Raw genomic sequence first — 12,040 nt, 5'->3', positions numbered from 1 at the left:
CGTTGTCCCTGTTTCGCCGCGCCTTGACGACGGCCGCCGCCGTCGCCGGGTTCGCTCTCCTCGGCCCCGTCCCCTTCGCTTCCGCGCAGCTCGCGACGCCGCTCGTCGGCGACCTGAACTGCAAAGACTTCCAGTACCAGGAAGACGCCCAGGCGGTTCTCGACGCCACGCCGGGCGACCCCAACCACCTGGACGACGACAAAGACGGAATCGCCTGCGAATCCCTCGCGCCCCGGCCGAAGCAGCCGGCCACCAGCACGCCGACGGCGAAAAAGCCCACGCAGACCACGCCGAAGAGCGCCCCGAAGACGACCACCAAGAAGCCCGCCACCACCGGCGGCCAGGTGAAGATCAAGCCGGTCGGCGGCGTCGCCACCGGCGGCGGTGAGCCGGACGCCGAGGTCCCCGGCTTCCTCGTGCTCAGCGGCACGCTGCTCGCCGCGACGGTGTCCGGCGGCATGGTGCTCTACCTGCGCCGGCGCCCGAGTTGAGGCACCCGCGCCTGTGGCCCGCGGTCACGGCGGTCGCCGCCGCGCTCGGCGTGGTCCTGGCCGTGGCCCTCGTCCTCGTCCTGTCGCCGAAAGCGCCGCAGGAGATCGCCCCGCCGAGCCCGGCCGCCACGAACCCGGCGGGCACCGCGAGCATCGCGCACACCTCGGCTACGGCCGCCGACGGCCTTTCCGCGGCGAAACCGGCGTCCCTGACCATCCCGGCGATCGGCGTGCGAGCCGAGGAGATCAAGGACCTCGGCCTCACGCCGGACGGTGCGCTGGAAGTCCCGGGCGACGCGACGACGGTGGGCTGGTTCACCGGCGCGCCGTCGCCCGGGGAGACCGGCCCGGCCGTGCTGGCCGCGCACGTCGACTACAAGCACGTGCCCGGCGCGTTCTCCCGCCTGAAGGAGCTGCGCCCCGGTGAGGAGGCCAAGGTCGGCCGCGTGGACGGCCGGGTCGCGGTCTTCACCGTCTACCGCGTCGACCACTACCCGAAGGCGACGTTCCCGACCGACCAGGTCTACGGCGACACCCCCGACCCCGAACTGCGGCTCATCACCTGCGGCGGGGCCTTCGACCGGGAGAGCGGCAACTACCTGGACAACGTCGTGGCCTACGCGAGGCTCACCGCCGTCGAGGCCTGAGCCAGCTCGATCCGGGTCAGCTCGAGCCGCCGGTAGGTGCGTTCCCGGAGGGACCACACGTCCAGGACGTCGCCGTCGAGCTCGGGGTGGGCGATGACCAGGTGCTCGCCGCCGTAGGCGATGTCGACCGGCAGCCCGGCTTCGAGCTGCCAGCAGAGTTGCTGCTGCTTCGGCGTGAGCCGGCCCGCGTAGCGGTCGCTCATCGCGCGGGCGAGCTGCCCGCGCAGCAGGGCCGGGCCGCTCGCCGGAGTGGCCAGCAGCCGTTCGGCGTGGTCGGCGGGATCGGCCGGCCGCTCGCCGGGGCCGGGGTCGCGGACGGCCACCGTCGGCTCGGGCTGGTCACGGGCGGGCAGCACGATGCTGCCGTCCGCGGCGTGGCGGGTCGGCGCGTAACCCGCTTCGCGCAACGCCTCCAGCGTGCCCCCCGCGTCCACAGTGGACGTCAACACGGTCGGTGCCACCGGGCGCAGGCCGAGTTTGGCGAGCTTCCGGTGCGCGGCGAGCTCGGCCAGCACCGCGGGCTCGCCGACGACGACGCTCGCGACGTCGTACACCTGCGCCTCACCGTGCCGCCGCGCGACGTCGTTGACCAGGTACACCAGCGGCTGCGGCAGGTCGCCCGCGGCGATGGCCCGCAGGTCGTCGAGCAGTCCGGCCGTCGTCGCGCCCCGGTCGAACGCCCGCCGGACGGACGCCGGGGAGAACCGCCAGCTGGTCGCGGTGCCCTGCGCTTCACGGTCGGCGACGCGGTCGAGCAGCGCGGCGAGCCGGGCGTCGGGCGAGCCGGGCACGATCGCGGTCAGGTCGGTGCCGAACAACGCCGTCGTGCGCGCCCGGGAGACCAGTTCGCCGGTGACTTCGACGAGCCGTTCCTGGGCGAGCAGGGCGCGTCCGGCCGCGGTCACGGCGCCGTGCGCGAGGACGCCGAGCAGTTCGCCGTCGCCGAGCGCGGCCCGGACGTGCCCGGCGAAGTCGTCGGCCGGCAGCAGCGGCGCGTGCCATTCGGCGAGCTGGATCAGCGCGTCGACGTCGAGCGCGTCGCCGGGAGCGAGCCGCGCCAGCAGCCGCAGGACCAGCCGTCGCACCAGCGCGTCGACGTCGGTCTCGAACTGCGGCGGCACCGGGTCCCACCAGGTCGTCAGCAGCAGGCGGTACAACAGCGCGGGCGCCGGTCGCGCGAGGGCCGGATCCGGCGCGAGCGTGGGCGCGGGGGCCTTCTGCCCGCGACGCGGCGGCGGTGGCTCGTCGGCGACCAGCAGCCCGGCCTGCGCGGCGAGGTCGATGGCCAGTTCGATCTCCGCCGGGGTCGCCCCGGTGTCCTTGGCGAGCTTCTTGACCAGCCGGGTCCCGATCGAGCCGTCCTTGAGCAGCGGCAACGGTTCCGCGGTGGCCAGGTCGAGGACCGCCGACACGCGGTCGAGCAACCGCAGCGCGGCCGCTGACGACGCTGCTTCGGCTGCCTCGGCACCGGTGTGGGTGACGGCGTACCCGGGTTCTTCGGGGGTGAACGGCAGCTGGTGGCCCGGGCCGCGCAGCGCGAGCGACACTTCGATCGGCATGGCCACCGTGCCGTGGTAGGTCCCGAACAGGAACCCGTGGTCGAACGCCCAGCCCGCGGGGACCAGGCCTTCGACCTCGGGAACGCCGCCGGCCATGTCCAGCAACAGGTTCCGCGTCTCCGCCGGCGCGGTGGCGAAGAGCTCGCGGACGCTCTCGCCATCCCGGAAGAAGCGGGCGAGGCCGAGCAGGAGCTCGGGTTTGCGACCACGGTCGGGCAGGCCGAGGGCTCGCGACAGCGTGGCCAGCCGGTTCGTGCCGAGCTCCCCGAGCAGGTTCTCGACGGGCCGGCCGAGGCCCTCGGCGCCGAAGCTGTTGCGGTGCAGCAGTTCCGGCAGCTTGACGCCGTCCTCGTCGCCCCACAGCAGCGCCCGCTCGGCCAGTTCGTCCACCGAGGACTCGACGGTGGCGGCGTCCGTGCCGAGCAGCCGGGCGACTTCCGCGACGGGCGCCGGCCGCTGCCCGAGCGCGTAACACAGCTGGACGGCCCGCAAGACCTGCACCAGCGGCATCGGCAACCCGAGCAACGCGGCATCAACGGACCCGCCCGACGCGAGCCGCGCCGCGACGACGTCCAGCCGCCGCGGCCACGGTTCCTGCAGTACGTCCGGCCGGTGGGCCAGCACCTTCGCCAGGGCGGCCTTGTCCAGGCCCGCCAGCCTGCCGAGCAGCTCGTCGGCGGTCGTCATCGGCCCAGGCTAGATCACCGTTCGCCGGCCCCGCCGCCGCCGGGTCGGCGCCCGGCGCGGCCGTGCTCGCCGCGCTTGGTGGTGCCCCCGTGCGGCCCGGCCGGGCGGGACCCGGTTCACTGGCACCATGGCGGCAATTCCGGAGCTCGCGCTGCGGCAGATCGAACGGTGGTGCGCGCAGCGCGTCCCCGAGCACCTCCAGGACCGGATCCGGGTCGAGTGCCGGACGCGGGGCCGCACGGTGACCATCGTCGAACGCCGCGCGCCGTGGTCGCCGCAGGCCGGGCCCGAGTGGAGCGAGCAGAAGATCGCGCAGCTGCGGTTCGACGAGTTCGGCATCTGGTCGGTGTGGTGGGCCGACCGGAACGGGAAGTGGCTGAGCTACCCGGACGCGCCGGTCGCCAGCACGCCGCCCGCGCTGCTCGCCGAAATCGACCGCAACCCCGGCGGGGTGTTCTGGGGCTAGGCCGGCGGCGGGAAGCGGAGCTCGTTGCGGTCGATCTTCGCGTGGGCCGCGGCGGCCAGGTCGACGCCGAGCCGGTCGGCCAGCTGCAGCAGGTACAGCGTGACGTCGGCGATCTCGTCCAGCACCTTCCCCGCCAGCGCCGGATCTTCGCGCCACGCGTCGGATTCCTCGGGGGTCAGCCACTGGAACAGCGAGGTCAGCTCGCCGACCTCGCCGGAAAGCGCCATCACCAGGTTCTTCGGGGTGTGGTACGGCTCCCAGGCGCGGGCCGCGGCGAACCCGCGCAGCCGCTGGGTTACCTCGTCGAAAGTCACGGCTGCAATTGTGCCCGGTAGTCACACTGCGCTAACAGCCGTATGGCGGATTGGCGTTGACCGGTGAATCTCTCACTCAATAGGTTGAACTTCGTCGGGATGCTTGCGGGGACCAAGGCTGGGAAGGGAACGTCTTGAAGTACCTGCGATCCGTCCGCGGCCGCATGCTGGGCATCGCGTTCATCCCCGGTGGCGCGCTCGTCGCCGTGGCTGTCGTGATCGCGATTCTCCTGATCCACCAAGCGGTTCGGACCCGGGACGCGGCCGTGGAGACGGCGGCGGCCGCGGACCGCACGGCCCGCGCCGTGGTCGCCCTGCAGGCCGAGCGGAGCGCGGCGATGACCGCACCCGAACAGCGAAGCGCCGCGTACGCGACTTACACACAGCGGATCGAGTCCGCCATCGCCGGCCTGCGCGAGTACGCGCGGCACGCCCCGGACGCCGAATCCGCCTGCCAGCAGACGACCGCCGTCGAGCTCCTTTCCGTCGCCGAAACCATGGATCGCTCCGATTCCCTCGCTCTGGCCGGGCTGGACAACGTGACGCGGGGATCGTTCACCTCCGCCGTCGCCTCCTACCGGGCCGAGCTCGCCCGGGTCGTCCCGCAGCTCACCGAGAGTGGCCGGACGGCGTACGAATCGCTCACCCGTAGCGCCGAATGGAGCAGGCTGACGGCCGCCGAGAACGCGTTCACCGCCGCCGAACCGCTTCCGGTCCCCGAACCCACGTGGCGAAGCGCCTCCTACGCCGTGGCCGCTCAGCTCGGCCTGCTGTACACGCAGCAGAGCCAGTACGCCGTGCAGCTGACGCTCGACGACGGCCGCCGCACCCTCGCCGGTGCGCTGGCGGCGGGAACGGCGCTCCTGCTGTTCGCCGGGCTGCTGATGGTGGTGGTCCGGCGGCTGGTGGCGCGGGTTCCGGTGCCGGTCGTCCCGATCATGGTGCCGACCGTGCACGCGGCCATCCCGCGGCCCCGCCACGCACGGTCACGACGGCCGGGGCTGCCGGATCCCTGGCCGCTGAAAGCCGTGTTCGACGACCTGCGCCGCCGCTGAGCCGCTCACTCACCGTCATGGATTACTCCGAAAAGAGCACGCGGTTGGCCCACACGCGTGGCGAGGGCCGTCAGGCAGACTGGTGCGCGTGAGTCCCCCCTCGGATCTTCGCCCCTACCTGCGCACTTTGGACGCGGAGACGCTGGCGGACCTGCTGCACGCCCAAGCCGAGCGCGATCCCGAGCTGCGGCATTCGCTCGAACTGCGCGCCGCCACCCAATCCGGTGACGTCACCGAAGCCCACCGGCTGCTCGATACCGCCGTCACCGACGGGAACGTCGAGTACACCGCCAAGGTCGGCGCGGTCCTCGACACGCTGCAGCGGATGCTCGACGCCGGCAGCCGCGCCGACCTCGCCCCGCTGGCCCGGCGCACGGTCGACGACATCAGCGAGGTGCTGGAGCAGTCCGGTGACCACGCCGGCGACCTGGCCGACCGGCTGGACCGCGCCGTCGAGCTGTACGCGCGCGCCTGCGCCGCGCGGCCGCCGGACCCGGAGAAGCTGGCCGACTGGATCCTCGAGGTCGAGTTCGACGGCCCCGGCCGCCCGGTGATCGACCTCGCCGAGTTCGCGACGGCGCTGGGCGAGCCGGGGCTCAAGCGGATCAAGTCCACTGTGGACGACGTACTCGCGGCCAACGGGCCGGGCCACCGCCGCGACGTGGCCGAACGGCTGCGCGAGCAGCTGGCCGAGGTGCTCGGCGACGTCGACGAGCTGGTGGCGATCCTGTCGGCCAAGCCGCCGCGCGTGGACGTCAGCCTCAAGATCGTCCGGGTGCTGCGGGCCGCCGGACGGCACAGTGAGGCCATCGCGCACGCCGCCCGCGCGCTCACCCACGACAAGCAGCCGCCGGCACCGGAGCCGGAGAGCGAGACCTCCCGCCGTCGCAAGGAATTCGACGCCAAGCCGGATCGCGAGACGTTCGCCGCGTTGCGCGAGGCCGCGACGGCCGACGGGAAGTGGACGGTGCAGCGCCGGGACGCGCTGGCCTGCCTGCGCGAACGTGCCGCCGGAGGGGTCGAGCACGCGGACGAGCTGGTCCGGGTCCTGCTCGACGACGGCCGTCCCGACGAAGCCTGGCGGGCCTGCGTGCGGTTCGGCGCGTCCGCCGAGCTCAGGCTGGAGCTGGCCGGACAGCGGGCCGCCGAGCACCCGGCCGAGACGATCCCGGTCTTCCGCGAGCACGTCGACGAGCTCATCGAGCGCAAGGACCCGCAGGCCTACCAGGAAGCCGCGCGCCGGCTGAAGCTGTTGCGCACCTTGCACAAGCGGGCCGGGACACCGGACGAATTCACCGCTTACCTGGCCACGCTGGTGGAAAACCACCGGCGGAAAACCCGGCTGATCACGGAAATCCGGGCCGCCCGGATCGCCATGCCGAAACCCGTAACCTCCCCGCGCACCCCTCGTTGACCCAGGCGAACCGGTGTTACACGTGCACCGGGACATCGTGAGCGCGCCAGGCGTCGCGGTGGCCCGGTTCCGTCGTCCCCGCTCGGCGCCTCCCCGCCGAGCAGGCGGCGGGACCCGCGCCAGGGCCACCGCGACGAGCTCGCGGTGAAGTGAAACCATGACGGTATGAGCCCGGTCAGTCGCGCCCGCAAGAGGCAGCCGCAGCCCGTCACGCACAGCGTGACCGGCCTGTTCAAGGACGTCCTGAACGACTTCTCGGCGCTGGGCGCCGACCCCGCGCCCGCCGACGTCGAGCTGCTCGCCTCCGAGGTGCTCGGCCAGTTCCACGACGTGCCCGTCGAAGACGGCGAAGAGCCGCTCGGCCTGGAGCTCATCGCGTTCGCGCAGCGCAAGATCACCCCGGGCGCCGCCGCGCTGCTGGCCGCGCTGAAGGTCGTCGCCGAGACCGACGTCGAGCGCAAGGCCGCCGACGCCGGGCTGCAGGTCGTCCTCGGCCGCGGCATCCCCGCGCCGACCTGGGCCGGCGAGCTGGGCCGGGTCACCGCCGGCGAGTGCTGGCGGACCGGGGACGTCTACGGCGACGAGTCGTCCCTGCTCTGCGTCTTCTCCCACGGCGACCAGGCGTACGGCCTGCTCGCGCTGCTCGACTTCACCGAGGGCGGCCGGGTGCGCGACCTCGTCGTGATCGACGGGCCGGCCGAGGTCATCGCCGAGATGCGGGAGCAGTCCGACGCCGACCCGGAACTGGTCCTCTTCGAGGCGGTCGACCCCGCCGAGGCCCACCGCCTGATCGCGGACGGCCTCGCCGCCACCGACCACCTCGACGAGGCCGACGTCAGCGAGGACTACGCCCGCTTCCACGCGGTCGCGCTGACCTGGTGCCGTGCCCTGCCGGAGCCCGCGCTCGTGCCCGAGGTGGCCGAGTGGTCCGCCACCGAGCGCGCCGCCGTCGTCGAGCAGTTCGTCGCGGCGAGCGGGGAAGACGCCGACGCCGCCCGCGCGATCGGCGCCCTGCTGCTCGAACACGGCCTGCGCACCGACCCCGGCAACCCGCTGCGCGTCGGGCCGGAGAAGATCGCGCGGTTCCTCGAGGGCCTGCTGGGCGAGGAGTACGACCTCGACGCCGACCACGAAGACGCCGTCGAGCCGGTCGTGCTGGCCTGGGTGCAGTGGGCGGGCGAGCGGGCACACCTGACCGAGACCGCGATCGCCGCCCTCGACGAAGCCGTCGCCGACTACCTCAGCGAGTACGGCGACGAGGACGACTCACCGCTGGAGCGCTACTTCGCCGACACCGACGAGCTGTCGCCGACCGAACTGGCCGACGCGCTGGAGCGCCGGATGTTCGCCGTGCCGTCGCTGACCACGGAAATCGACGAGGAAGAGGTCGACCTCGACCCGACCGACCCCGACCAGCGCCGCGCCCTCGTCATCGCCGAGGCCGACGAGGACGAGGAAGAGCAGCGCCTGATCCTGCGCGCGACGATCGTCGACCAGCTGTGGGACAACGAGCCCGCCGAGGTCTGGCCGGCCGTCGAGCGCCTCAAGGAGGGCGAGCTCGACCGCGACGAGATCTTCGAGCAGCTGATCGACGCGCTGGAAAACAGCCTGCTGGACGGGGAAAACCTCGAATACGACGAAGACGCCTACCTGGCGGCGCTGGCCGAGCTCTGATCGCTAGGGGAGAGGTCCCGCGGGTTCGACGGGCTTCGCTTTGCGGCGGCGCTCCTGCAGCCGGTCGTCGAAGTCGACGACGAACGTTCCGGCGGCCATCGCGATCAGCAAGGCCAGACCGAGCACCGCACCGACCCACGTGAGGATCATCGTGAACATCGTGGGCCTCCTCCCCAGCTCAGAGCCGTTTTCCTGACTTCTTCAGGGTCGCTTTCCCCAGCGGCCGGGGGTATCGGCCAACCGGTTACGGCTGAATAGCCCGCCTCGGCCGATCGGCCGGATTCCGGAGCGGAGAGTCGTCAGGGCGCAACGATTCGTGGCCGCACACTCGCGCAGCGTGCGAATGTGCGGCATGTGGGTGACGAGGCGGGTAACCGAGTCAGAGCTTGCGCAAGCGAACCCGGTTGATGGCGTGGTCGCAGTCCTTGCGCAGCACCAGCGTCGCCCGCGGCCGGGTCGGCTTGATGTTCTCCATCAAGTTCGGCTCGTTGATCGAGTGCCACAGGTGCCGCGCCTCGGCGCGGGCCTCGTCGTCGGGCAGGCCGGCGAAGTGGTGGAAGTGCGACGCCGGGTCCGCGAACGCCGTGTGCCGCAGTTCGAGGAACCGCTCGACGTACCAGCGCTGGATGTCGTCGGTGTGCGCGTCGACGTAGATCGAGAAGTCGAAGAGGTCGGACACCATCAGCCGCGGCCCCGGCTGCAGCACGTTCAGGCCCTCGACGATCAGGATGTCCGGCTGCTGCACCACCTGCTCCTGGCCGGGCAGGATGTCGTAGGCCAGGTGCGAATACACTGGCGCGGCGACCCGCTCGGCGCCCGACTTGACCTCCGTGACGAACCGCAGCAGCGCGCGGCGGTCGTAGCTCTCCGGGAAGCCCTTGCGGTGCATGATCCCGCGCCGCATCAGCTCGGCCCGCGGGTACAGGAAGCCATCGGTGGTGACCAGGTCGACGCGGGGGTGGTCCGGCCAGCGGGCGAGCAGCGTGCGCAGGAGGCGGGCGGTGGTCGACTTGCCGACCGCCACGCTCCCGGCGATGCCGATCACGAACGGGACCTTCGTGCCGCGGGAGTCGTCACCGAGGAACGTCGTCGTCGCTTCGTAGAGCCGCTGGCGCGCGGCGACCTGCAGGTTGATCAGGCGGGACAGCGGAAGGTAGACGTCGGCCACCTCGGCCAGGTCAACCTGTTCGCCGAGGCCGCGCAGCCGCAGCAGCTCGGCCGCGGTCAGCGGCAGCGGAGTCGAACTCCGCAGTTCTTTCCATTGTTCCCGGTGCAGCTCGACATACGGGCTGAGTTCGCGGACCCGGGTCATCGCACACTCCTCCGGCCGTCGCCTGCACTGGCGCACGTTTCACCTGCGTGATTAACGGTAGGGCTTACGGCCGGTTAAAGCGCTGTGACGTAGTCCACCCCCCAACGAGGGTTGATCACTGAGCGTCACGATTTCCGAAGACTTCGTCCCAGGCCGCGGCGACCTGCCGGGCGCAGGTCGCGGCGGCCACGCCGCCGACGCCGGTGCCGAGCCCCGGCATCGCGATCGTCTGGACGAGCTCCCGCACCGGGCCGTGGTCGAGCTCGCCGTCGCGCCAGGTCTGGAACACCGCGCGGGCGGCGAGGTACGGGTGGACGGTGTCGGCGGGCAGCAGTTCGCCGGGCTCCCGCATGGTCGGCGCGCTGATCAACCACGCCGGCTCGGCTTCGCCGGTCGGCACCACCACGGCGTCGCCGATCGGCAGCTCACCGCCGTGGAAGGCCAGGACGGCGCTGCGGACGCTCTGCTCCACGCCCGGGAACGCCCGCGCGTAGACGGCGTCGATGCCGCCGCGCATCCAGCCGTAGGAGTTGGCCGGGCTGACCACGGCCTGGGCGACGACGTCGAGCACCGACCCGCGGTGCACCCGGACCCGGCCGGCCAGTTTCTGCGCGGCGGCGGTCCAGGCATCGGCGAGTGGTTCCTCGACAGCGCACAGCACCAGCTCCGGTGCGCGAGGGGCGAGCGGCGGCTTGGCGCCCTCACGTCCGGCGTGCGTGCCGGATTCGGCGGTCACGCCCTCAGCATCGCAAAAAAAGCCACCCGGCGTAACCGGTTCCCGTACCGGCTGTCCGAGTGAATGTCGCCACGGCCAGGCCCCGTAGCCTGGGTGCTGTGTCACGGATCGCATACTTCGGCCCCCGAGGGACCTTCACCGAACAGGCCGCGCGGGTGCTCGCCGCCGGCGAAGAACTGATCCCGGTCGAGACCATCAGGCAGGCGATGACGGCCGTCCGCGAGGGCGCGGCGGACGCCGCCTGCGTCCCCATCGAGAACTCCGTCGAAGGCGTGGTGCCTGCCACGCTCGACGGGCTCAGCGAGTCGGCGCCGCTGGTCGCCGTCGCCGAGACCATCCTCCCGATCCACTTCAGCGTGCTGACCCGGCCCGGCGGCGGGGAGATCCGCACCGTCGCCAGCCACCCGCACGCGCTGGCCCAGGTCCGCGAGTGGCTCGAGGCGAACCTGCCGAACGCGAACGCGGTGGCGTCGTCGTCGACGTCCGCCGCCGCGGTCGGCGTGCTGGACGGCGACTTCGACGCGGCGGTCTGCGCCCCGGTCGCGGTCGAGCACTACGCCCTCGACGTGCTGGCCACCGAAGTCGCCGACGTCACCGACGCGGCAACGCGGTTCCTGCTGGTCCGCCGGCCGGGTGAACTGCCGGAGCGGACGGGCGCGGACCGGACGTCCGTGGTCGCCGCGGCCGCGAACCGCACCGGCACGCTCGCCGAGCTGCTCACCGAGCTGGCCAGCCGGGGCATCAACCTGACCCGGCTCGACGCCCGGCCGACGCGCAGCAACTTCGGCGAGTACCGCTTCTTCATCGACTTCGAGGGCCACGTGGCCGAGCCGCGGGTCCTCGACGCGCTGACGGCGTTGCGCCGGCACTGCCGCAACCTGCGGTTCCTCGGCTCGCACCCGCGGGCCGACGGCGTTGCCACCACGATCGAGGCGGGTTTCGGCAACGACGACTTCGTCGAAGCGGCCGCGTGGGCCGACGCCGTCCGCAAGGGGGCCCAGGCGTGAGGCTGCTGCTCATCCGCCACGGGCAGACCGACGGGAACGTCCGCGGCGCGCTGGACACCGCCCTCCCCGGCCCGCCGCTGACCGAGCTCGGCCGGCGGCAGGCGGCCGAGCTCGCGGTGCGGCTGTCGGAGGAACCGGTGGTCGCGGTGTACGCGTCGCAGGCGACGCGCGCCCAGCAGACGGCGGCGCCGCTGGCCGCGCGGCTCTCCCTGGACGTGCAGGTCGTCGACGGAGTGCACGAAGTCGTCGCGGGTGATCTCGAAGGGGCGACGGACCACGCGTCGATCCGGACGTACATGGAGACGGTCCGGCGCTGGACGCTCGGCGAGCTGGCGCCGTCGCTGCCCGGCGGCGAGAGCGGCACGAGCGTGCGCACCCGGATGCTGGACGCGGTCGGCCGGCTGCGCGCCAAGCACGAGCAAGCCGACCCGGACGGGGTGATCGCCCTGGTCAGCCACGGTGGCGCGATCCGGCTGGCCGCGGAGTGGCTGGCGCCGAACGTGCACGCGGACGTCGCCAACGCGGCGTTGATCCCGAACACCGGTCTCGTGGAGCTGGTGGCGCGCCCGGACGGCCAGTGGCGGTGCCTGACCTGGGTCGACACGCCGCTCTGAAGACCCCGAACGTGTGATCCTGTCACGTTTAGAACACGTCCGGTGGGGAATTTACGAGAGCAGC

13 protein-coding genes are annotated in these 12,040 nt (G+C 72.6%); 8 read left to right on the top strand and 5 right to left on the bottom strand.

Going from position 1 to position 12,040, the window contains the following annotated elements:
- The first annotated feature begins 2 nt into the window (after window positions 1-2).
- Window positions 3-491 (top strand): excalibur calcium-binding domain-containing protein, encoded by a 489-nt coding sequence (locus AB0M30_RS00665; protein ID WP_364578143.1) that lies wholly within the window; start codon window positions 3-5, stop codon window positions 489-491.
- Window positions 488-1,138 (top strand): class F sortase, encoded by a 651-nt coding sequence (locus AB0M30_RS00660; RefSeq protein ID WP_364578140.1) that lies wholly within the window; start codon window positions 488-490, stop codon window positions 1,136-1,138. The genes AB0M30_RS00665 and AB0M30_RS00660 overlap by 4 nt, the downstream gene beginning before the upstream one ends.
- On the opposite strand, the gene AB0M30_RS00655 is transcribed toward AB0M30_RS00660, so the two are convergent.
- Entirely contained in the window at window positions 1,108-3,384 is a 2,277-nt protein-coding gene (locus AB0M30_RS00655; protein WP_364578137.1) for a helicase-associated domain-containing protein, read from the bottom strand. The two genes, AB0M30_RS00660 and AB0M30_RS00655, sit on opposite strands and share 31 nt — an antisense overlap.
- Before the next feature lie 127 nt (window positions 3,385-3,511).
- Between AB0M30_RS00655 and AB0M30_RS00650 the strand changes: the two genes are divergently transcribed.
- Complete coding sequence (locus AB0M30_RS00650; RefSeq protein WP_360166000.1) at window positions 3,512-3,850, top strand: DUF3024 domain-containing protein; 339 nt, start codon at window positions 3,512-3,514, stop codon at window positions 3,848-3,850.
- Here the strand turns inward: AB0M30_RS00650 and AB0M30_RS00645 are convergent.
- Window positions 3,847-4,164: a nucleotide pyrophosphohydrolase gene (locus AB0M30_RS00645; RefSeq protein WP_364578135.1), complete on the bottom strand. Its 318-nt coding sequence runs from the start codon at window positions 4,162-4,164 to the stop codon at window positions 3,847-3,849. The two genes, AB0M30_RS00650 and AB0M30_RS00645, sit on opposite strands and share 4 nt — an antisense overlap.
- Window positions 4,165-4,298: 134 nt before the next feature.
- On the opposite strand from AB0M30_RS00645, the gene AB0M30_RS00640 reads away from it, so the two are divergent.
- From AB0M30_RS00640 to AB0M30_RS00630, 3 genes are all read left to right on the top strand, one after another.
- Complete coding sequence (locus AB0M30_RS00640) at window positions 4,299-5,219, top strand: nitrate- and nitrite sensing domain-containing protein (RefSeq protein ID WP_364578133.1); 921 nt, start codon at window positions 4,299-4,301, stop codon at window positions 5,217-5,219.
- 88 nt (window positions 5,220-5,307) lie between these two features.
- A complete protein-coding gene (locus AB0M30_RS00635) occupies window positions 5,308-6,633 on the top strand; it encodes a hypothetical protein (RefSeq protein ID WP_364578130.1) in 1,326 nt (441 codons plus the stop codon).
- Between the two features lie 165 nt (window positions 6,634-6,798).
- On the top strand, window positions 6,799-8,307 hold the full coding sequence (locus AB0M30_RS00630; RefSeq protein ID WP_364578127.1) for a hypothetical protein: 1,509 nt from the start codon (window positions 6,799-6,801) through the stop codon (window positions 8,305-8,307).
- 3 nt (window positions 8,308-8,310) lie between these two features.
- Here the strand turns inward: AB0M30_RS00630 and AB0M30_RS00625 are convergent, their stop codons facing one another.
- From AB0M30_RS00625 to AB0M30_RS00615, 3 genes are all read right to left on the bottom strand, one after another.
- A complete protein-coding gene (locus AB0M30_RS00625; protein WP_199191572.1) occupies window positions 8,311-8,466 on the bottom strand; it encodes a hypothetical protein in 156 nt (51 codons plus the stop codon).
- Between the two features lie 220 nt (window positions 8,467-8,686).
- Window positions 8,687-9,619 carry a type I pantothenate kinase gene (gene coaA, locus AB0M30_RS00620; protein WP_013222129.1) on the bottom strand — a complete coding sequence of 311 codons (933 nt, stop codon included), beginning with the start codon at window positions 9,617-9,619 and terminating at the stop codon, window positions 8,687-8,689.
- Window positions 9,620-9,734: 115 nt separating this feature from the next.
- The gene (locus tag AB0M30_RS00615; RefSeq protein WP_364578123.1) at window positions 9,735-10,355 is read right to left on the bottom strand and encodes a macro domain-containing protein; all 621 of its coding nucleotides are present in this window, start codon (window positions 10,353-10,355) and stop codon (window positions 9,735-9,737) included.
- A 98-nt stretch (window positions 10,356-10,453) separates the two neighbouring features.
- Between AB0M30_RS00615 and pheA the strand changes: the two genes are divergently transcribed.
- Window positions 10,454-11,362, top strand: coding sequence for a prephenate dehydratase (gene pheA, locus AB0M30_RS00610; RefSeq protein WP_364578120.1), 909 nt, complete (start codon window positions 10,454-10,456; stop codon window positions 11,360-11,362).
- Entirely contained in the window at window positions 11,359-11,976 is a 618-nt protein-coding gene (locus AB0M30_RS00605) for a histidine phosphatase family protein (RefSeq protein WP_364578117.1), read from the top strand. The genes pheA and AB0M30_RS00605 overlap by 4 nt, the downstream gene beginning before the upstream one ends.
- Window positions 11,977-12,040: the final 64 nt, after the last annotated feature.

The sequence above is a fragment of the Amycolatopsis sp. NPDC051716 genome (assembly GCF_040681595.1).
Classification (GTDB): Bacteria; Actinomycetota; Actinomycetes; order Mycobacteriales; family Pseudonocardiaceae; genus Amycolatopsis.
This window is presented reverse-complemented; position numbering and strand designations above follow the sequence as displayed.

Coding starts and splice junctions, on each gene's coding strand:
- AB0M30_RS00655 (WP_364578137.1), bottom strand. CDS start 3,384: ATGACGACCGCCGACGAGCTGCTCGGCAGGCTGGCGGGCCTGGACAAG.
- AB0M30_RS00650 (WP_360166000.1), top strand. CDS start 3,512: ATGGCGGCAATTCCGGAGCTCGCGCTGCGGCAGATCGAACGGTGGTGC.
- AB0M30_RS00630 (WP_364578127.1), top strand. CDS start 6,799: ATGAGCCCGGTCAGTCGCGCCCGCAAGAGGCAGCCGCAGCCCGTCACG.
- AB0M30_RS00625 (WP_199191572.1), bottom strand. CDS start 8,466: ATGTTCACGATGATCCTCACGTGGGTCGGTGCGGTGCTCGGTCTGGCC.
- coaA (WP_013222129.1), bottom strand. CDS start 9,619: ATGACCCGGGTCCGCGAACTCAGCCCGTATGTCGAGCTGCACCGGGAA.